The sequence below is a fragment of the Arthrobacter sp. NPDC056886 genome (assembly GCF_042788715.1).
In the GTDB taxonomy this organism is placed as follows: domain Bacteria; phylum Actinomycetota; class Actinomycetes; order Actinomycetales; family Micrococcaceae; genus Arthrobacter.
Map to the genome: position 1 here is coordinate 116,355 of NZ_JBHUBT010000012.1, position 18,791 is coordinate 135,145.

The window sequence follows — 18,791 nt, forward strand, 5'->3', positions numbered from 1 at the left end:
GGCCAGGTGTCGATAGACGGTCGTTACCCGACGCTCAAGGGTCATCAACCCGTTAGCGTGACTTTCCCGAGCATTGGTCCTCACGCCCCTCGTTGGCAAAGAAATCAGCGAACCCACCGCCTTCAGTCCAAGGGGGCCGGAACTGTCCCGGTGAGGGTTCCGTAAACAGAACGGCAAAACCGCCATTTCAGGCTGCGATTTAACCGCTGTCCCGGGGTTAACAGTCACAATCCGTGCACCGTACCGAAAGTTGCACTGGTGACGGGTCATTGTGGCGGGGGTTGTGGAACAACATATGAGACGGCAAGGTTACACGGCGGGCTGCTTTTCGCGGTCAGCGGGGGAGCGTCCCACTATGGCTGTCCCGGTTTCAAGGAAATGGAACCTGGCAACGATTGGGTTTCTCGGGGGCGCTCAGTGTGGAATAGTGCCGTCAATAACCTTGGGGGTAGAAGTGATGAAGTGCAGTCGTTGGCTGGATATCCTTGTCGCGATTTCTCTTGTGGCGGTCCCGCTCACGGGATGCGCGGGGCAGCAGCCAAGAGGCGAAGACCCGCAATCTTTTGGCTCCATTGATGAGGCCTACGCTGCCGTCGATGACGTCTTGGGCTGCGATTCCAAACCCGGTGGCGATCCGGTTGTTCCCATGGGCGATGGCGTCCGCCTCACTTCGGCGCAGAGACTCTGTTCGGAAAATGTCCAGATAGACCTTTACCCGAATCAGGACGCTCTTGAGAAAAGCTATCAAATATTGGCTGACTCAAGTCAGGGCAAAATCCCCCTCGTTCGAGGCAAGAATTGGATGGTTGTTGACCTCAGCCAAATCGCGGGCGGCCAGGTGTCAACGTTCAACCTCGAACGCCTGGCCGAGAAACTGAACGGCGAGTACGCCGTTGTCGGCACATAGGTGGAGGCACCCCAAGAAGTGTCCGCAGGCGAGTAGCCTCGACCGGAGCCGTGCCCGCGAGCCCCGGTGAAGGAATCCTCGGGAGTGCTCCATCTGGTGTCCCGGTTTCAAGGAAATGAAACACCGTCTAAGGCGGCCGCTGGCTGCCGGACAAGTCCGACCTGGAGATCGTTCCGCGAGAGAGGGGTGGAATCTTCCAGAGGGAGTGGAGGTCGGGAGAAATGGTGTCTGCCCCAATGGATAAGATCAGGGGATATGCACTTCTAGAGTTAGCGAGACTTAGTTGAGGAACCCCGCGCACGAACTACTTGAACTCTTTGAGACGTGGGGTGAGCATCCAGGGGCAAGCCCGCTCCAATCCCGGGGGCTTGAGGCAGATGAAGATAACGCTCTAGACGAGCATCTTCACGCCATGTGCCTCTTAGCAGCCATGAAGTTCAGCATCGACGACCTTGAGCGCGGGGGCTACCGCGTCAAATCATTTCGACGCAGCTTCCGCCTCTGGACCAAAGCCATTCTCAACTATCCGCACGCGTGGAACTCTGCTTCCAACGGAAGCATCTTTACCGTCCACGCCATGGACACGCTGGAGAATTTGGCCGCCGCTATAGATGGTCACGTACCGGAACCTACTCCGGAACGAGTTATGGAAATCATGGCCTACTTGGACGATGTCGTTTCTCTTTTGGGGGAGGACCAGAACCTGTCACCGGAGCTTCGTTTGCACGTATCCAAGATCGTGCAAACGATTCGCAGTTGTATCGCAGAAGAGCGTGCGTTCGGGGAAACGGATCTAAAGCAGTCGCTATACGATCTATGGGTTGCTCTCTACGCGGCCGCCGGTCAGTCAGATGGGGCAACGCGGGGACGCTGGGCGACGATGGCAGAAACGATTTACCGTCCAGCTGCGGCTGGATTTATCGGTTCCATTCCTGGGCTGGCCATTGCTGCCGCCCAACTTGCCCAAGGTTGACCGGAGGACCGGCACAGCCCGAACTGCATCGCGGTGGGTGCGGTAGAGTCCTGCCAGGTGTCCCGGTTCCAAGGAATCGGGGCGCGCGCCGCTGACCGTAGCCTCGACCCGTGTAGATCGTGTCGCGACTTCCTAGTCGCTTAGATCGAAGTCGAGATCAAGGTCCTGCGGTGTTCTAAGACGCCGCCAGGTTGAAGCGATCCGGGCGGTGGGCAGGGTTGACGCAATGGGCATCCGGTCCACGGCGCTCAGTTGTTCCAGGTCGAGCCCGGTCAATACCGCGATATCTCTGATGGGTACCTGGAATGTTCGGAACGGACCCAGTGGGGGAGCTTCGTCGAGTGCACCAGGGCCGGGTACGTCCGGGAGGTCCGCCAGCTGCGGTGTTTGGTCCACGACGTATCCGGTGGCGGCGAGGGAGCCGTTGTGCATGAATGCGGCGACTTTGAAGAACTTCAGCGGAATCTGCACGCCGCGGTAGACGGGGTCGGTGTCACTGAAGATCGGGCCCGTGAAGACGACGAGCCGCCGGGCGTTGTCGGCTGCGTTTTCCTGCAGGTAGGACTCCAGACCGAGCCAGAGGTCCAGTCCCTGGTTAAACTTGGCCGCCTGCGGGGCTGCGTTCGTGTAGTGGAAGGTGTCCGCGTTGGCCCGGGCGGCTTCGGCCCGGGTGTCGCCCCAGACTGCTGATGCCCTGCGGACGAGGTGGCCGCGGTCGATGTCGTTGTGGGCGTAGACGGTATCGCCTGTCTGCTGGTCTGCCCGCAGCCGGGGATCCAGTCTCCACGGGATCCCGGACCGGTCCAGGTCGATCATCTTGGTGCCGTCTATTCCGAGCGCAGTGACGGCGGCCAGGCGTTTGTCCAGTCGCATTAGGACGGAAAAGTGGGTGTAGGGGAGCAGGACCGACTCGACGCCCTCGAGGGCCGGAATGCCAACCCTGACACCCAGGAACTGTTCATCGAACCCGGGACGATTGGAAAGATCTTCCACAGTCAATGCGAGCGGGGCTTGCACTAGTTCATCCATGGGCAGACCGTATCAGTGCCCGGCGAACGCCGGGACAAATCCGGTGACCAGGGTGCCGAGGCGCGCCGCGGCAGCCAGCTCCAGGCCAGTTTCCGTGAACGTCAGATTGTCGCCGCTGATGACCAGGACATGCCCAGCCCCGGCTGCCTGCAGCCATAGGGAATCATTCGGGTCCGTCGTGTCCAGTTGCTGGGAATGCATCAGGAAGCCATCAACATGCAGTTGAACGGCACCTCCGGCCGCCACGGTGCAGGTACATGTGTCCCGCGCATGGACAGCGCGCTGAAGAATTTCCGTGTAGCTGGCACTTAATGACATCTGGAATCCATGCTGAAGCAGGAGCGCGACCAGCGCGGAGGTCATTTCCCCGCCCGGTTCCCCGAAGACCATATTCGGCACGAGGGTGTAGGCCAGCACGGGAATGTTCATCGTTCCCGACGGGCCCCTGCTCAGGACCATCCGGGCGCCACACGAGGAAAGGTCCCGCATAACACCACTTGCTTGGGAGACCCACAGGCCGGGTTCCTGACACTGCAGATGACAGACGGCAGCATCGAAGGTCAGCGACGGTATGCCGTCCAGATCGCGGCCTTCGGTGATGTCCACCGTCAGGGACAAGGCAGCGCCGGCGCCAAGAGGCAGCCGGCAGGCCGCGCAACGGCTGGCCGAGGCCTTGACCGTCTCGATGTAGTGAGCAGTGTCCCTGCCCTTGTAGGCCTCGAGTCGTTCGTCCCAGGCGACATTGCTGGTGACCGGCATTTCCGCTGTCCAATCCCTGACGCCGCTCCTGCAACTTGCGGTACGGGCGAAGTATTCAAGTCTGCGAGCGAGAGCGGGAGCTGGCGCCGGGCGTGACAAGTATGAGCAGTATCGCCCCGCCCGGCGCACTGACCGGAACGAGTCCTGGAGTCCAACGCCCCAGCCAGATAACCGACATCCTGCCTCCTCGACCCTGCGGAAACCCTGTGAAGCCGCTATCGGGCCTGTTTCGTGAGGTCAAACATGCACCGCCGGGCCCTTTTTGGGCGGGAGGGCTCCTGCGTCCGGCGGCGAAGCCGCAAATCTGGCACAGCTATCAAGGGGTGAAGCAAACCTTCCCGGCCTGGCCGGGCACATAGAAGAGCTGCAGCTGCGGGTTCCAAATGGAAATACCCGACTGGCGCCCCGAACCCAGTATTCGGGTTCCGGCTGGCGGTCTAGCGGCCGTCATCGAGTCCTTCGAGTGCGTCGAGTTCCACCGCGTCCAGCAGTTCGGTGGTGCTGTTGCCGGTGACCCTGGCCAGCTCATCGAGGGCGATGAACCCGGTCCGGGCCATGGCGATGGCCAGCTCGGCCAGATACCCAGTCCCGTTTCGCTGGGCCAGGTCGTCCAGGACCGCATGCATGCGCCCTGTCAGTTCGCCGGGGCCCTGGGATTCCTCTGCCGCAATGCGCATCAGCGTGAGCCCGGCCAGCCGCGGGTCATCGTAAATGGGTCCCATAGCCCCACGCTATACGCAGGCCGGGCTCAGTTGTCGGAGATGGACTCCAACAGCCACTGCTCGGACAACGGGTCGCGGCGCAGCGTGAAGGTCCGCAGCGCCGAGGTGGACCCGAGCCGGACCTGGACGCGCCAGTATTCGATGCTCACCAGGTCGCCGCTGCCGACGGCCGCGTCGCGGCGGGTGTCCCACCAGGCGTCCCGGGCGAACCAGTGCACCGGTTCCGCGGCCACGGCCCAGATCCGGCCATCGAACCGGACGGCCAGGGGTGTGCCGGCCGCTGTGAAGCGGACGTCCACGGCAACGTCCAGGGTTGTTTCATTCGCTACTGCTGTCACGTTCTACGCGCTCTCCCAAGTTCCTGGTCATCATTTCTTCCCGGCGGGTGACTGCCGAGCTCCACACCCAGGTCCGGTAGGTCACCGGACCGTCCTTCCACGTCACTTCGGCGGCTTTGGCCGTCCAGGCATAGACCTCGCCGTCGACCAGCTCGGCGCAGTTCGGGAATCGGATCCACGCCTTCACCGGGATCCCGGGGAACCCGTTTTTGGCGGGGAAGTGCTCGAAATCGAGCTCTTCCACCGTCAGCCCGATCGGGCTGGCACGGCGCGCGTACTGCGCCTGCAGCCGGGTCGCCTGTTCCGGGTTCATATCCTCAGTTTAGAACTTATATTCGATGACAAATTTTCCGCCTAGTAAATTTATTCGAAGATGTGCAGGATTGAGTATGGGGGAGGGGTCCGACAATCGAACGGGTTGCACCCAGCCTGAGCTGCACGGTGGGCTCCACCTGTCCCCAATGGGCACAACCGGGGAGGGGCTTAGATGGGACCTACGAGGAAAGCCTCCGCGCGAATCCATGGACTCAAGCGCGGAGGCTCCCGGTTCTCCAAGCTGGGGGGACTGGAGAACCGGTGTAACTCTACTAGCTGGCGTGACGTCCCTAGCCCGCGGGCCGCCGGGAGGCGCGACTTCGGGTTATCTACGGGGAAGGCGGCCCCGGGTTCTTCCGGTCTGCCATCCGGGAACGGTGTCGTCCAGGAGCCTGGCCTTCACTGGGTCGAGTTCGCCGCGGCGGTGTTTGTACCGCTGGGTGTGGATCCACACCCCGAGGGTGTGCTCACGCTCTGAGTCGCAGTCCTTGTGGCGGGGCCAGTCGTTGCCCTCGTGCCGGAAGTCCTCGAGCTGTGCCAGCCGGTGGTGCCAGCGGGCCTCGTCCTGGACTTCCCTGAGGTTTCCCAGCCACCCGGGCACGTGGGCCAGACCGTTACGGTAGGCCGGTTGCAGGGTCCCCTCGGCGGCTTCACGCCGGCGAACCGACAGCCACCGCGCCATCGACCTTTCACTCCGTTGCCCGGACCGGTCACGGGGAAGCCGGCCTTCGGCCTTGACCCAGGCGATGAGCTCGTCCATGCGGGCGAGATCCTTGGCGGAGAGGTAAGGAACGGGCGCGGCGCCGGCGGCGGCCTGGTGCTCGGACTCGAGACCGGGGTCCTGGCGTCGGGCGATGACCAGGTGGTATCCGACAGTGGCGGGTTCAGCGCGCACCAGGGCGGCGATGCGTTGCCGGCTCAGTCCGAGCCGGTACATCAGCACCCATTCGGCGTCGGGAGCGCGCCGCAATCGCCTGTCCATGATGGGCCCATCCTGCCACGGACGTCCCGGAACATGGACAGGCACGGCAGGTTCAAAGACAGTGCTCTTGGGCGTCCGCGGGCGCTCGGCCGGTTGTCGGTCCCGGGGTCTGGAGTCGCAGAGCTCTCCGGAGTCGGATCGGGTGCGCGCCGGCGCTCCGGCCCGGTCCGTCCCGTGCGGGTCAAGCGGGGGACCAGGGGTCTGGCTGCCCATTTTTTCGGGGGTTCCCGCCGGGGGAAACCTTTCCGGGTGTCAGTCCGTGCCGTTGAGGTCGAAGTCCAGGTCGAGGTCCAGCGGCGAGTTCAGCCGTCTCCAGGTGGAGGTGACTGGTGCGGTGGTCAGCGCGCGGGCGATGGGCATGCGGTCTGCGGCCGCGAGCTGGTCCAGGGTCAGGCCTTCGGAATTGATTGCCTGCCTTTGCAGGAGATTCAACGGCTTGGCACCGGGATCAGCCCTTCAATGAGGCGGACTGCCGCCTCGATCCCGAAAGTGAGGCCATCGGCCACACGATCTGCCGCGTCACTGGACGCGACCGCCGCGCGCAGTTTGGGCTGCCCGTCCGGTGTTGGTACCCAAAGCGGTTCAGGAGACCCTGCGTCGATGGCTGATCCGAAAACCAAGGCGTCAAGCATCGCAATAATCCCCAACTGGCTTCGGGCGGGGACTCCTGCTTCAAACAGCAGCGCGGCCAGCGCCTCATAGACGGTGAGGGTTGGGGAGTCGTCGACGACGCGCCCGATCAGCAGGGGAATTGCTGCCGGGTACTGGGCTACGGCCTCCCGGTACGTGCGCACCCAGCGTTCGATTCGGGACTGCCAGGACGTTCTGCTGTCCTTCATCGATTTGACATCGATGCTCCTGTAGAACCTCTCGCGCAATGAGTTGACGATCTCGTCCTTGCCGCCGCTGAGATGGTGATACAGCGAAGACGGATTGACGCCAAGGTGCTTTCCGATTCCGAGAATTGTGAAGTCTTGGTGTTGGTCGATGAGCTCCAGAGCGGCGTCGAGGATGATCTCACGGGAAAGGAGCTGCGTTCGAGGTCTAGCCATGCATCGAGTATCGCAGCAACAATCTCGAGCACGAAGTAACCAAATCGCATTTGGTTAAATGTGATCCAGGCCATATGCTATTGAAAACATTCGTTGTCTGCCAAGAAACTTTGTCGGCATCAACGCTCCTCTATTCCACGTCCCTGGCTCTCGCGTAGGGACATTCCTCCATCGGAAGGAAGGTCATGACCAGCAATCTGCCTGGACAAGGAAGCCCTGCGCGGCTCATCGAGGCCCGCTCAATAGACTGGGTTCCGGAGAACGAACGCCACGGCAAACTGTGGCACCAAGGTCCTCTGTGGTTTCTGGGTAACTTCCAGTATTTCTCTATCCCGATCGGCTTCATCGGCCCATCCATGGGGCTTTCCTTGGAGTGGACCATTCTTGCGAGCGTGCTTGGCATCGGCGTCGGTACGGTCTTCATGGCATTCCATGCCTCGCAGGGACCCACCATGGGGCTGCCGCAGATGATTCAGTCGAGGGCCCAGTTCGGGTATCGCGGCGTGGTTGTTCCGTTGCTAGCTACGCTGTTTACCTACGTGGCATTCAATGTGGCGGACACCGTCCTCCTCAGCGAAGGCCTCGGCAGTTCCTTTGCCTGGGACCCGACCCTCATCGCCATTCTGGCCACCGTTGCCGGAGCGGGCCTGGCGATCTTCGGCCATGACTGGCTGCACAAAGCGTTCCGCATCCTGCTGTACGTCTCTCTGCCCGTCATGACCATCCTGACGATAGGCGTCGTCAGCGGGGGTGCCGGCGGATCGTGGGACGCCACGCAGTACGACTTCACCTGGCCGGCGTTCATGGCCCAGTTTGCTGCCTGCGCCGCCTACAACATCACCTACGCGCCGTACGTTTCGGACTACTCGCGCTACCTTCCCACCAGCACGCCGGCCCGATCAGTCATTTCCGCAGTATTCTTCGGCGCCTCGTCCTCGGCCATCTGGCTGATTGCCCTGGGCGCCTGGCTGTCCATCGCGCTGGGCGCAACCGACGGGCTCGCGGGCCTCCAACTGGCCGGAAACACCATCTTCGCGCCGCTCGGTGACATAGCCGCGTTGCTCTCCGCACTCGCGTTGACCGCAACCATGGGCATGAACGCCTACGGCGGGGCGCTCACGGTACTGACCACTATCGACTCCGTACGCCCCATCAAACCGAAGACCACCGCCCGCGTGGTGACCATCCTCGTGCTCGCCGTGCTCTGGTACCTGGTCGCCTCGTTTATCAACGCAAGCTCGGTAGCCACTGTCTTCTCGGCCTTGACCCTGATGCTCTACATCCTGGTGCCGTGGACCGCCACCAACCTGGTGGACTTCTTCGTGGTCCGCCGGGGCCACTACGCCATCGCGGACCTCTTCACGCCGAACGGCATCTACGGTGGCTGGGGCTGGCGGGGACTCACCGCCTTCGGCATCGGCCTGTTGAGCGAAATCCCGTTCATGGTGCTCCCCGCCATCGGCGATTGGAGCTACATCGGTCCGCTGGCGGCCGCACTTGGCGACGTCGACATCGCCTGGCTCGTCGGCCTCGCCACGGCGTCAATCGCCTACTGGCTGCTGAGCCGCTCACTCGACCTCAATGCGGAAGAAGCCGCGCGGCGCCACAGCGACGAACAGCTTTCCGCTCAGAACCAGAAATAGGAGAACACCATGATTGAAGCTACCACCTACCGCAGCGGACGCGGGGTCGCACAGGAGGCCGTCACGATTGCCGCGCCCGGTCCGGGCCAGATTCGGGTAGGCATCCGCGCGACCGGTGTATGCCACTCGGACCTGCACATCGTCAACGGCGATTGGCCGGCGGAGGAGCCCTTGGTCCTCGGCCACGAAGCCGCCGGCGTGGTTGAAGAGACCGGCCCCGGCGTCACCGGTTTGCACCCCGGCGACCGCGTGGTGCTGTCCTGGTTCGCGCCCTGCATGCGCTGTACCAACTGCGCCGCCGGGCGGGCCTGGCTCTGCACCGGGACCACAGCGCTTTCCAACACCCTGCCGGACGGCACCACGGCATTCAACGACGTCGCCGGCGAACCCCTTTGGCCGTACCTCGGCTTGGGCACTTTCGCGCCGGCTGTCGTCGTCCCCGAATCGGCCGCCGTCAAGGTGGACGACAAACTGCCGTTCACTGTCGGTGCCCTGCTGGGCTGCTCAGTAACCACCGGGGTCGGCGCTGTCCTCAACACGGCGCGGGTCCCGGCGGGCGCGTCCGCCGTCGTCATTGGCTGCGGAGGCGTGGGGCTGTCCGTAGTGATGGGTCTCAAGCTTGCGGGAGCCAACCCAATCATAGCCGTGGACCTCTCGCCGGAGAAGCGTGCCAAGGCCCAAGAGCTCGGGGCAACCGCCACCATCGATCCCCGCCAGACGGACCTTGCCGCGTATGTGCGGGACGAGCTGGGCGGCGTGGACTACGCGTTCGAGGCGATCGGGAACGAGAAGGTTATTGAGACTCTTCCCGGCCTGCTGGCTCCTGGCGGCGCGGCCGTTCTGGTGGGCATGACCCGCATCGGCGCGCGGTCTAGCATCGATCCCTTCGACCTGGCCGACCAGGGCAAGAGCATCCTGGGCTGCAACTATGGCTCGAGCGTGGCCCGCGTGGACATCCCCCGCCTGGCGCGGCTGCACCTGGCGGGCCACTTGCCGCTCGATCAGTTGATCGACAAAGTCCGTCCCTTGTCCGAGGCGGGGGCAGCATTGGAGGAACTCGCAGCAGGAACGGGCCTACGGTCAGTTTTGACTCCCTGAAATCAAATTGCCGAAGGTGAGCATGCTCACCTTGCGGGGGCGATCGACCGTCATGGACATCTTATGGTTCTGGTCCACGTTCGGCGGCCCGCCATCACGGTATTGAATGGGGCCGAGGGCCAACCGTTTCCGACCGGGTCCTGGCCAGTCGGCTGCCAGCAGATTCAGCCCGTTTCGGAGCCGGCTTAGCGGGACCTGGCCCGGCTCGAACGGGCTCCCTCCCTCTCCGAATGCGACGCGCCATTGCCGGTGTCTGGCGCGCTATGGCAGGATCACTGAACAGTCTGCGACCAACATGTGTTTCTGCTCGGAAAGCGAAGATCCCTTGAGGTTCACGTCGTGGACTCGGCCCCCTGCTCTTTCAGCCACCGACGGTAGTTAGTCGCGAGGTTGTCGTTGCGGATCAAACCCCGTTCCAGCAGAGATATCTTCGAGGGCCATTGCCCAAGTTCGAGCGCCGCTGTTGTGATGGTGCAACCGAGTGCGCTGCGCAGCTGGCGAAGATCGGTGTAGTTTGGGGCGGCTTGTGGGTTGGTGATCTGACGGTAGATTTCCCGGGCTGCGTAGCGTTTGAGGCAGCGCATGATTTCTCGTTTGCTTTTGCCCTCCGCGGTGCGTTTGGACACGTAGTCCTTTGTCCGCCGGCAGGATGCCATGCGGACCAGGACGACCTGGTACAGGGCATGGTTGGCGTTGCGATCGCCGCCGCGGCTTAACCGGTGACGGGTTGTTTTGCCCGAGGACGCGGGTATGGGGGCGACCCCGACGAGGGCGCGAACTTGGCCTCATTTCCAAGGCGGTCCGGGTTGTCTCCGACGGTGACCAGGAGCTGGCTGGCTACTTCCGTTCCGACACCTGGAAGGTCACAGAGCATCGGCGCATAGGTGTCGAGGATTTCCTGGAGCGCGGTGTCAGCGGTGGCGATTTCTGCCGCGAGTGAGTGGCAGCGGGTGGCCAGGGCTTTCAGCGTCAGCAGGCACACGTACTCGGGGTCATCCATATGGCCCGAAGGTCGGGTGCGCTGCAGGGCCGTGATTACCGCCGAGGTTCCGAGCCCTCTGTATTTCGACCGAAGTTTGTCCGGAGCTGAAACGAGAAGGCCCTTGATCTGATTGATGGCTGCGGTGCGGGCCTTCACTGCCGATTTGCGCCCGGCACGTAGGATTCGCAGGCATTCAACGGGACCGTCTTGGCTTTCGGGACCGATTTGGTCCGGCCGTCGAGTACCGATTGGGCGGCCTGGTAGGCGTCCAGCGGATCGGATTTTCCCTTCAGCCGGCGCGCGGCCCGGTTTGGACGGTTCACTTCCAGCGCACAAAGACTTTCACCGCGCAGGGTCCTGCTGAGTTCGGCCCCGTAGGATCCTGTTCCTTCGACCCCTACGGCGATGACTGTGCCGTAGCTGGTGATGAAGTCCACGATCTTCCGGTAGCCGGATCCCACGGCCAGGAATTCCCTGTCCGCGAGGGGCTTGCCATGTTCGTTGATGACGGCCACGTGGTGTGTGTCGGCGTGGGTGTCGATACCGGCGATGACTTTGCTTGTTTCGGTTGCCAAGATGGAACTTGCCCCCAGTCGAGATCGATGGCTGATGAACGGGGCGCAGGCCAGGTGGGCAGACAAAACGGTAATGGGACTGGTCGGATCAGGCTCCTATGAAGTCATGTCCGCCTGGCTCTACACCCCCTTGACGGACCTTGAGCCGGCGGACAGATCGTCGGAAAGACAGTGCCGCCAGGCACGTCAGTTTTTTGCTGGGTCACGCCGGCTCAAGGGCATTTCCAGTATTACCGTTTTTTGGCTGCTGTCCTTCGGATTGTACGTGTCCGCTCCGGCCCGTCTAGCCCCTCCGTCCCTCCGGGGCCTGCGGTCCCCGGAATCGGCTCCGGCGCTCCTGCGTCGCTGATTTCCTCCGCAGATTCCACGGCCCTTGCCTGCGGTAGACGGGCCTCCGTCGGCCACAGCTCCGCAAGCTTCGCCAGCAGCCAAAAAACAACGGGGGAGAGGGGAAGCTGGCCGGTCACCTGAGCCGCCCCACCCACCGGATTCCTCTGCAAAAGGAGCAAGACCATGAACGCAGTAACTACCAAGACGGTGACCACCCAGGACACCGGGGAAACCATCGACGGCGCGACGGTGCTGGGCGATTACCACATGAACGGCGGCTACGACTGGATGGAACTCATCGGCGAACACGGCTGGGCCGTGATCCCGAGCTGGGGCTGTGACGGCTGGGACCTCGGCAGCTGGCCCTATGTCATGGTCGCCGCCACCCGGACCGCTGACAGCGTCGGGAACCTGTTCGGGGTCGCCACGTACTGCGAGGGCGACGTGACCTGCACCTACTACCGGACGAAGGCCCGGCAATGGGATGCGATCAGCGAACATGCGTTCTTCCACTGGAGGAACGGCCAGGCCCACGGCCCGGACGACTTGCCCGAAGCCGCCGCCGAACTCCCCAGCCGGTACCGCATGCCCTACATGGCCAACGTCGCCTAAACCGGCTGAAACCTTGCCGGGCGGACCACCGCCCGGCAAGGCCCACCCCGCCCCAACAAAGGACCAGGGCCGGCCGAAAGGGTTCGGGCGGTCCGCCGCCGGTGGTTGGCTGCCGCTGCTGGTCACCGGCGGCGGACCGCCATCTCCGGGAGGACCGCAGGCGGAACAGCAGGTGTGCCGGCCAGACCGAGCGCGGGGCCGGCACGGGCGGATCCAGGGGAGACGAAGGGCAGGGCATGCTCGCAGGGCTCGCACCCGTTCGGGCGTCCGCTGGCGCGGCCGGCTGGTGAGTCCAGTGCCTCCGTCGCAGGGCTCCGGCCCGCCCTGGCCCGTTTCTTACGTCTTCGACGTCTTTTGGTTGCTGTCCTTCGGATTCTAGGCGTCCGCTCCACCCCGTCTAGCCCCTCCTTCGTCCGGGCCTGCGGTGCAGGAAATGTCCCTCCGGCGCTCCTGCGTCGCTGGTTTCCTCCGGGAATTTCCTGCCCCTTGCCCTGCGGGTAGACAGGGCTCCGTCGGCCGCCGAGCAAGCGAGCTTGCCAGCAACCAAAAAACAACGGGGGGAGAAGGGGACGCTGGCCGGTCACCTGAGCCGCCCCACCCACCGGAATCCTCTGCAAAAGGAGCAACACCATGATTGAAAAGATCAACCTCACCGGTCCTGCCGACCTGCTGGCGACCATCCCGCACCTGCTGGGGATCACGCCCTCGAAATCGTTCGTGGTCCTCACCGCCCATGCAGGGGCCCTCGGTGCGACCCTGCGGGTGGACGCACCCGAACACGTCGAGCCGGTCAACTATGCTCAGACGCTGACCAGCCACGCCGCCAACGATGAGAAGGCCACGGCGTCCTACGTTGTCGTCTACACCGACGAGAACCAGGACAGCTACCCCTACGCCGCGCACGTCGCCGCACTGGTGTCCGAGCTGGCTGCGGCCCGGATGCCCGTGCGGAACGTCTGGCTCGTGACCTCCACTCACTGGACGGAGTTCGGCACGGACGAGGACCACCCGCTGGAGCAGATCACCGACAGCCATGCCAACGCGACGTTTACCTTCTTCGGCAGCGCCACGGACATCGACGCCTACAACCCCGCCCTTCTGGGTATCTGGGCCATGCCGGTACAAGCACCGGAGGGCACCGAAGCGGACATTGAGGCTGCATGCGCCGCGTGGGCGGCCGTGCTGCACAGCACTGGGACCCCGGACAGCGACACGGCGCGGAGTATTGCGGGAGCGTTCCAGCACAAGATGGTCCGGGACTTTCTGTTCCGCGAGACCATCACCACTCAGAACGGCAACTTCGCCGACGTCATCCTCGGGACCTTCACCGGACGACCGGACTGGAAGCGGGTGGACCGGGCCCAGTCCATCGCGTTCGAGCTGATGAAAGCTGTCCCGGCTGGCCAGCGTGCACCGATGCTGACCCTGATGGGGTGGCTGGAATGGCTCAAAGGCAACGGCACCCAGGCGGGCCGGTACCTCAAGCACGCGGACACAGACACACCCGGGTTCCGGCTGGCAGGGCTGCTGCTGGAACTGATCAACCGCGGCTCAGTCGCAGACGTCGCCCGCGACCCGGAAACCTCCTACCAGCGCCACAACAACTAAACGGAGACCAGCGCCACAACAACTAAACGAGACAGGTCGGGCCGGGATCACCAAGAGATCCCGGCCCGGCCCTTTTTGCCCGTGGCGGGGCGGCCTCCCCCGCTCCGCTCCTCCGGCCGCCGAACGCTCGCGCGGGCGCAGCCCGGAAACCAGCAAGCGTGTAGAAACCACGGCTACAGTGAACCCACGAACACTGCACCGACCAGGGAAGCGTGAGCATGGGAACCGAATACATCCTGACCGACGACGACAAACCGGACGCCGAACCCAGCCTGGCCGAAGACATCATCGAAATTCGTCTGCTCACCGCCGGCGAACCAACCGGGCCCGCGAACATCGGCTGGGCCCAGGAACACCACAACCTCTAACCACCAGGCAGCGGGACGCTGCCCACCCAAATTTCCTTTGCAGAGGGAAAACCCGGAAAGGCCGGCACCTCGGTGCCGGCCTTTCCTCATGCCCGGGTTTGTTCCAACACCCGGCGCCACAACAGCAACGCCGCCAGGGCATTCAGGACGGTAATGAAGACATCGCCCGCCGCCGGCCGGGCGATCACGAGATCGAGGACCACCAGCGCCAGCGCACCAGCTGCGGCAACCGTGAACACCACGGCCAGGACCCGGAGGACCCGCGGAGAATCCAGCCCAGCACCGCGCCCCTCAAGGCCCGGGCGGTTATCACGTGGAGCCGGCCCAGTCATGCCCTCACCCTACTCGGGAAGGGCATCCTCGCCGGGCTCGCACCCGTTCGGGCGTCCGCTGGCGCGGCCGGCTGTTGGGTTAGGGGACGGTTTGGAATTGGTCCAATGCCAGGTTCCATCATCGCCGCTGAGAAGTCCACAAAGTCCACAATGTGCTACTGTTTTGGTATGAGTAGTGAAGGTGAAAGCAGCCCATTTCTAAATGTGCGGGAAACGGCCGCCTTGCTCGGTGTGCATGAGAACACCGTCAGGAACTGGGTGAGAGGGGGCACATTGATTTCAGCGCGTCTGCCGGACTCATCGCAGCATCGTTTCGCCCGAACAGAGGTCGAGCGTCTTCTCAAAAAACGCGGCGAAAGCACATCATCAGTAGCCCCCACCCTTCGGACCGACGGGCCAGAGCTGATCAGCGCTAACGAACTGGAAAGTTGGGCGGCACGGGATGATGCCAAAGGATCCTTTCCGGAACTGATCCGTCGCCTTTTGGCTGTGACTCCTGGCATCACCAACGTCGACGTGCGGTCGCACGAAGGTGGTGCCGCGCCCGGATGGGATGGAACCGCGACATCCAGCGGAAGCACATATCTCCCCTCCGGTGAGCTGCGTTTCGAGTTCGGAACCGAAGCCAACCCGAAGGGCAAGGCGCAGAGGGACTACAAGAAGCGCATAGAGGCACTCCCTAATGACGCGGACTCAGTATTCGTGTTCGCGACACCCCGCAACTGGGCAGGAGCGAAGAAGTGGGCAACCGATCGAGTAGCCGAATCCAAGTTCGCCGGCGTTGTGGCCCTCGATGCACACCGCGTTGAGGGGTGGCTGCAAGCATCTCCTTCGGTGCACTACTGGATTTCCGAGCGCCTCGGGTACCGGCCTCGCGACGCACAGACCATCGAACGGTGGTGGAACTCGTTTCAGGGGCGCATCCAGATCGCGCTTCCGCCGGAGTTCTTCCTCGCAGGGCGTTCAGCCGCAGCCGATGAGTTGCGTGCCGCGCTGACGGGTGCAGCGCAGGCCGATGCGATCGTGACGCTGGCCGCTCACTGGCAGGACGACGCTCTGGCCTTCCTCTTCTCAGCATTGGCGTCCCATGAAGAGCTTCTTTATCGCACCGTCGTAGTGACTGATAAAGCCGCGTGGCAGCGGTTGGTCGAGTCGCAGGTTCCCCTGATCCTTGTGCCGCTATTCGAGGGCGAGCCAGACCTTGCGGCGACGGTAAACGGCGGACACCGTGTCGTCCTACTCGCCGAGGCTGACGACGTCGTTCGCAGTGGTAAAGGAATCGAGCTCCGAAAGATCGATCGAGTTTCCGCTCGCGAGGCTCTGAAGGCAGTAGTTCCCGACTCAGACAATGCGGAAGCCATGGTGGCCCTAGCCCGTCGGAGTATGGCCGCGTTCATCCGTTCTATTGCAGTTGAGCCACGCTTCCGCAAGCCAGGCTGGGCAGCTAAGCCTGAGTCCGCTGGCATTCTGGCGCCCCTGGTATTGACCGGATCGTGGTCAGGCTATGAAAAAGACCTCGTGGCCCTGGAGGAGTTGACTGGGCGGGCACGGGACGAGATAGAGCGACTCCTCACGAGCCTGGCCGGCCGTAGCGATGCCCCTTTTGTCCGCTCGGGAGGTACGTGGAGGTTGACATCGCCAGTGGAGGCGGCCTTGCTCCTCTTGCCTACGTTGACGACCAGCGACATGGCCCGCTGGGCTGAAGTGGTTGCGCAGGTTCTGCTGGAACCCGATCCCTTTCAAGGCATGGACACTGTTAGCCGAATGACAGCGAGTGCGCAGGGCACGAAGCCGGGATATTCGGAGATATTGAAGAAGGGGCTCGCGAACGGTTTGGCGCTTTCGGCTGCGAGCGACGGCGAACTTCCACCGCACCTGGAAATGCAAAGTCGGGTGGATAAGATCGTCCACGGGTTGTTTACAGCCGCAAACGACGATGCCACCGGCGAGACCTGGGCGCGGCTGGCAGGTTCCTTGCCTGCGTTGGCCGAAGCGTCGCCGGAGGTGTTTCTGGACGCCGTCGAGCTCGGCCTTGAGCAACCGCATCCTGTCCTCCGCACAATGTTTAGGGATCAAGCGCAGGACGTTCTGTTCGGCCCGTCATCGCCTCACCCGAGTCTTTTGTGGGCAATTGAAACGCTTTGCTGGTCGCCCTCATATTTTGGCCGCGCGGCGCTTCTGCTCGGTCAGCTTTCCTTGATCGACCCGGGAGGCCGGCTCAGCAACCGTCCGATCGTGAGTCTTCAGACCGTTGTAACTGGCTGGCTTCCTCAGAGCGGGGCTACGGTTGATGACAAACTCGCGGTAGTCCAGCGGATTCTTCAGCGCGAGCCAAGCGTTGGCTGGAAGCTCCTCATGGGGGTGTGGCCTGAGAACCATGCGACGGCATTTCCCCCTCACGCGCCTGCCTTCCGCGATTGGAATCCAGTCAAGCAAACAGTGACCTACGCAGACTGGGGTCATTTCGTCCACAGGCTTGTTGCCATGGCCATGGGTGTCATCGGAACTGATACGGAACGGTGGCTGGAGCTGCTTCCCAAGATCGCTATGCTGCCCATCGATGAACGGGGTGTTGTTATCCAAAAGCTTCGTGAGGCTGTCGGCGCCGACACCTGGAAGGAGGAAGAACGGTATGCGATGTGGGAAGCATTGATCGGGGAGGCAGACAAACACGAAGAGTATGCGGAGGCCGAGTGGGCAATGTCCACCGACGATGTTGCCCTTCTTCGTGCCGTTGCTGATGACCTGACTCCTGATCATGACGCCCGCCGTTTCTCGAATCTCTTTGACTGGCGCCCGCGTATCCCTAACTACAAGTGGGGAGAAGAAGGATACGACGTCGAACTCGCCCGCTTACAAAGTCAGGCCCTCGAGGAGGTCCTCACACTCGACCCGGAAGCGTTGGCTACGTTGACACTTGATGTGAAAACGCCGCACATCATTGGTCGCATGCTCGCGGCAAGGGGTGACGCCCCCGAGCAGGCGATCCTCGGTTGGATCAGCCGTCAGGAAGAAAACCTACGACATGCCGCTTTGATCTTCGCCGGCGACAGAATCCACGTTGCAGGCTTCTCCTGGGTCAAGGCTGCGCTTACCAGCCCTGCTTTGAAAGAGCCGGAATCACAGGAAAGACTCATGGCTGCCGTCCCGTTCCTCAAACAATACTGGACTGAGATTGCCGCCCTCGGAATGGAACTCGAGGCAGCATATTGGAACAGAGCGCAACATCGTTACGCCGCCCCGGAGGAACGCGCAGAGGCGATTGATCTGCTCGTCAAGCACGATCGCCTATGGGAAGCAGTAGCGCTCCTCAGCGACATGCTCCACGACAACGGCGAACCGAGCGTTGGCCTCGTCAAGGCAGTCCTCAACGCGCTCCTCAACGGACCCGGTCCCGTCCACGACACGACCATGAACAGCTACTACCTCGGCAATGTCCTGAAATACATGGAGCAGCACTTTCCCGACGACACGGAGCTCCCAGTCTACGAGTTCACCTTTTTTGACCTGTTACATGATCACCATCCGTCAGCTGCGCTCTACCGCGCGCTGGGAACGGACCCAAGCGACTTCGTAAGAATGATCAACGCTCTATACCGTGGCAATGATGAACAAAAACGGTCCCTGACTGCTCAGGAGAAAGCGTTCGCCCATCGGTCCTTCACCGTTCTTCAGCATTGGCATACCCTGCCAGGTCTCGCCGAAGATGGCACCATTGATAGTTCCCAGTTGACTGCTTGGGTGAGGGGCGCCCGCCTCGCTTTCTCTGACAGTCAGCGCGTAGCAATCGGCGATGAACAGATCGGTCAGATCCTCGCGTCAAGTCCCGTCGGTACTGACGGAGTTTGGCCCGCGGAACCGGTCCGAGAGATCATCGAGAACATTGGTAACGCCCGGCTCGACGCGGGAGTGCACATGGGCAAGATCAACAAGCGTGGCGTTACCAGTCGAGGGGTTTTTGATGGAGGAGATCAGGAACGCGAACTCGAAAAGCAGTACCGAGAGATGGCGGTAAAGATTTCTACTCGATGGCCGCGCACTGCCCGGGTGCTACGCGGCATCGCGGAGAGCTATCAGCAGGATGCTCGTCGCCATGATTCCCAGGCCGAGAGAATGAGTGACGACGGCTAGAACGGGACTCCTAGCTACATCCTCTTGGTCTTCTG

20 protein-coding genes are annotated in these 18,791 nt (G+C 62.7%); 8 read left to right on the plus strand and 12 right to left on the minus strand.

What is annotated here, in order from left to right:
- Positions 1-427: 427 nt before the first annotated feature.
- Positions 428-907 carry a hypothetical protein gene (locus ACFRJ8_RS19715; RefSeq protein ID WP_377988067.1) on the plus strand — a complete coding sequence of 160 codons (480 nt, stop codon included), beginning with the start codon at positions 428-430 and terminating at the stop codon, positions 905-907.
- A 430-nt stretch (positions 908-1,337) separates the two neighbouring features.
- A complete protein-coding gene (locus ACFRJ8_RS19720; RefSeq protein ID WP_377988068.1) occupies positions 1,338-1,880 on the plus strand; it encodes a hypothetical protein in 543 nt (180 codons plus the stop codon).
- Between the two features lie 132 nt (positions 1,881-2,012).
- Here the strand turns inward: ACFRJ8_RS19720 and ACFRJ8_RS19725 are convergent, their stop codons facing one another.
- From ACFRJ8_RS19725 to ACFRJ8_RS19760, 8 genes are all read right to left on the minus strand, one after another.
- Positions 2,013-2,909 carry a DNA/RNA non-specific endonuclease gene (locus tag ACFRJ8_RS19725; RefSeq protein WP_377988069.1) on the minus strand — a complete coding sequence of 299 codons (897 nt, stop codon included), beginning with the start codon at positions 2,907-2,909 and terminating at the stop codon, positions 2,013-2,015.
- Positions 2,910-2,921: 12 nt separating this feature from the next.
- Positions 2,922-3,668 (minus strand): hypothetical protein, encoded by a 747-nt coding sequence (locus ACFRJ8_RS19730; protein WP_377988070.1) that lies wholly within the window; start codon positions 3,666-3,668, stop codon positions 2,922-2,924.
- A 437-nt stretch (positions 3,669-4,105) separates the two neighbouring features.
- On the minus strand, positions 4,106-4,390 hold the full coding sequence (locus tag ACFRJ8_RS19735; protein WP_377988071.1) for a hypothetical protein: 285 nt from the start codon (positions 4,388-4,390) through the stop codon (positions 4,106-4,108).
- Between the two features lie 26 nt (positions 4,391-4,416).
- Complete coding sequence (locus tag ACFRJ8_RS19740) at positions 4,417-4,728, minus strand: hypothetical protein (RefSeq protein WP_377988072.1); 312 nt, start codon at positions 4,726-4,728, stop codon at positions 4,417-4,419.
- On the minus strand, positions 4,709-5,041 hold the full coding sequence (locus ACFRJ8_RS19745) for a hypothetical protein (protein WP_377988073.1): 333 nt from the start codon (positions 5,039-5,041) through the stop codon (positions 4,709-4,711). The genes ACFRJ8_RS19740 and ACFRJ8_RS19745 overlap by 20 nt, the downstream gene beginning before the upstream one ends.
- A 327-nt stretch (positions 5,042-5,368) precedes the next feature.
- The gene (locus tag ACFRJ8_RS19750; protein WP_377988074.1) at positions 5,369-6,025 is read right to left on the minus strand and encodes a helicase associated domain-containing protein; all 657 of its coding nucleotides are present in this window, start codon (positions 6,023-6,025) and stop codon (positions 5,369-5,371) included.
- 252 nt (positions 6,026-6,277) lie between these two features.
- The gene (locus tag ACFRJ8_RS19755; RefSeq protein ID WP_377988075.1) at positions 6,278-6,457 is read right to left on the minus strand and encodes a hypothetical protein; all 180 of its coding nucleotides are present in this window, start codon (positions 6,455-6,457) and stop codon (positions 6,278-6,280) included.
- On the minus strand, positions 6,454-7,077 hold the full coding sequence (locus tag ACFRJ8_RS19760) for a TetR/AcrR family transcriptional regulator (RefSeq protein ID WP_377988076.1): 624 nt from the start codon (positions 7,075-7,077) through the stop codon (positions 6,454-6,456). The genes ACFRJ8_RS19755 and ACFRJ8_RS19760 overlap by 4 nt, the downstream gene beginning before the upstream one ends.
- A 185-nt stretch (positions 7,078-7,262) precedes the next feature.
- Here ACFRJ8_RS19760 and ACFRJ8_RS19765 point away from each other — a divergent pair, with 185 nt between their 5' ends.
- On the plus strand, positions 7,263-8,720 hold the full coding sequence (locus ACFRJ8_RS19765) for a purine-cytosine permease family protein (protein WP_377988077.1): 1,458 nt from the start codon (positions 7,263-7,265) through the stop codon (positions 8,718-8,720).
- A gap of 9 nt (positions 8,721-8,729) precedes the next feature.
- The gene (locus tag ACFRJ8_RS19770; protein ID WP_377988078.1) at positions 8,730-9,818 is read left to right on the plus strand and encodes an alcohol dehydrogenase catalytic domain-containing protein; all 1,089 of its coding nucleotides are present in this window, start codon (positions 8,730-8,732) and stop codon (positions 9,816-9,818) included.
- A 332-nt stretch (positions 9,819-10,150) separates the two neighbouring features.
- Here the strand turns inward: ACFRJ8_RS19770 and ACFRJ8_RS19775 are convergent, their stop codons facing one another.
- The 3 genes from ACFRJ8_RS19775 to ACFRJ8_RS19785 are packed head-to-tail and all read right to left on the minus strand — an operon-like array spanning position 10,151 to position 11,375.
- On the minus strand, positions 10,151-10,570 hold the full coding sequence (locus ACFRJ8_RS19775; protein WP_377988115.1) for a transposase: 420 nt from the start codon (positions 10,568-10,570) through the stop codon (positions 10,151-10,153).
- Positions 10,531-10,956 carry a hypothetical protein gene (locus ACFRJ8_RS19780; RefSeq protein ID WP_377988079.1) on the minus strand — a complete coding sequence of 142 codons (426 nt, stop codon included), beginning with the start codon at positions 10,954-10,956 and terminating at the stop codon, positions 10,531-10,533. Before ACFRJ8_RS19780 ends, ACFRJ8_RS19775 begins: the two co-directional genes overlap by 40 nt.
- On the minus strand, positions 10,953-11,375 hold the full coding sequence (locus tag ACFRJ8_RS19785) for a transposase (RefSeq protein ID WP_377988080.1): 423 nt from the start codon (positions 11,373-11,375) through the stop codon (positions 10,953-10,955). The genes ACFRJ8_RS19780 and ACFRJ8_RS19785 overlap by 4 nt, the downstream gene beginning before the upstream one ends.
- 513 nt (positions 11,376-11,888) lie before the next feature.
- On the opposite strand from ACFRJ8_RS19785, the gene ACFRJ8_RS19790 reads away from it, so the two are divergent.
- The 3 genes from ACFRJ8_RS19790 (at position 11,889) to ACFRJ8_RS19800 (ending at position 14,293) form a co-directional block, all read left to right on the plus strand.
- The gene (locus tag ACFRJ8_RS19790; RefSeq protein WP_377988081.1) at positions 11,889-12,317 is read left to right on the plus strand and encodes a hypothetical protein; all 429 of its coding nucleotides are present in this window, start codon (positions 11,889-11,891) and stop codon (positions 12,315-12,317) included.
- 630 nt (positions 12,318-12,947) lie between these two features.
- Positions 12,948-13,925, plus strand: coding sequence for a DUF4192 family protein (locus ACFRJ8_RS19795; protein ID WP_377988082.1), 978 nt, complete (start codon positions 12,948-12,950; stop codon positions 13,923-13,925).
- Positions 13,926-14,137: 212 nt separating this feature from the next.
- The gene (locus tag ACFRJ8_RS19800; RefSeq protein ID WP_377988083.1) at positions 14,138-14,293 is read left to right on the plus strand and encodes a hypothetical protein; all 156 of its coding nucleotides are present in this window, start codon (positions 14,138-14,140) and stop codon (positions 14,291-14,293) included.
- Between the two features lie 86 nt (positions 14,294-14,379).
- Here the strand turns inward: ACFRJ8_RS19800 and ACFRJ8_RS19805 are convergent, their stop codons facing one another.
- Positions 14,380-14,625 carry a hypothetical protein gene (locus ACFRJ8_RS19805; RefSeq protein WP_377988084.1) on the minus strand — a complete coding sequence of 82 codons (246 nt, stop codon included), beginning with the start codon at positions 14,623-14,625 and terminating at the stop codon, positions 14,380-14,382.
- A gap of 168 nt (positions 14,626-14,793) precedes the next feature.
- On the opposite strand from ACFRJ8_RS19805, the gene ACFRJ8_RS19810 reads away from it, so the two are divergent.
- Entirely contained in the window at positions 14,794-18,756 is a 3,963-nt protein-coding gene (locus ACFRJ8_RS19810) for a helix-turn-helix domain-containing protein (protein ID WP_377988085.1), read from the plus strand.
- Positions 18,757-18,791 lie beyond the last annotated feature (35 nt).

Coding starts and splice junctions, on each gene's coding strand:
- ACFRJ8_RS19770 (WP_377988078.1), top strand. CDS start 8,730: ATGATTGAAGCTACCACCTACCGCAGCGGACGCGGGGTCGCACAGGAG.
- ACFRJ8_RS19760 (WP_377988076.1), bottom strand. CDS start 7,077: ATGGCTAGACCTCGAACGCAGCTCCTTTCCCGTGAGATCATCCTCGAC.
- ACFRJ8_RS19790 (WP_377988081.1), top strand. CDS start 11,889: ATGAACGCAGTAACTACCAAGACGGTGACCACCCAGGACACCGGGGAA.
- ACFRJ8_RS19765 (WP_377988077.1), top strand. CDS start 7,263: ATGACCAGCAATCTGCCTGGACAAGGAAGCCCTGCGCGGCTCATCGAG.
- ACFRJ8_RS19795 (WP_377988082.1), top strand. CDS start 12,948: ATGATTGAAAAGATCAACCTCACCGGTCCTGCCGACCTGCTGGCGACC.
- ACFRJ8_RS19810 (WP_377988085.1), top strand. CDS start 14,794: ATGAGTAGTGAAGGTGAAAGCAGCCCATTTCTAAATGTGCGGGAAACG.
- ACFRJ8_RS19805 (WP_377988084.1), bottom strand. CDS start 14,625: ATGACTGGGCCGGCTCCACGTGATAACCGCCCGGGCCTTGAGGGGCGC.
- ACFRJ8_RS19745 (WP_377988073.1), bottom strand. CDS start 5,041: ATGAACCCGGAACAGGCGACCCGGCTGCAGGCGCAGTACGCGCGCCGT.
- ACFRJ8_RS19735 (WP_377988071.1), bottom strand. CDS start 4,390: ATGGGACCCATTTACGATGACCCGCGGCTGGCCGGGCTCACGCTGATG.
- ACFRJ8_RS19720 (WP_377988068.1), top strand. CDS start 1,338: ATGAAGTTCAGCATCGACGACCTTGAGCGCGGGGGCTACCGCGTCAAA.
- ACFRJ8_RS19725 (WP_377988069.1), bottom strand. CDS start 2,909: ATGGATGAACTAGTGCAAGCCCCGCTCGCATTGACTGTGGAAGATCTT.
- ACFRJ8_RS19750 (WP_377988074.1), bottom strand. CDS start 6,025: ATGGACAGGCGATTGCGGCGCGCTCCCGACGCCGAATGGGTGCTGATG.
- ACFRJ8_RS19730 (WP_377988070.1), bottom strand. CDS start 3,668: ATGCCGGTCACCAGCAATGTCGCCTGGGACGAACGACTCGAGGCCTAC.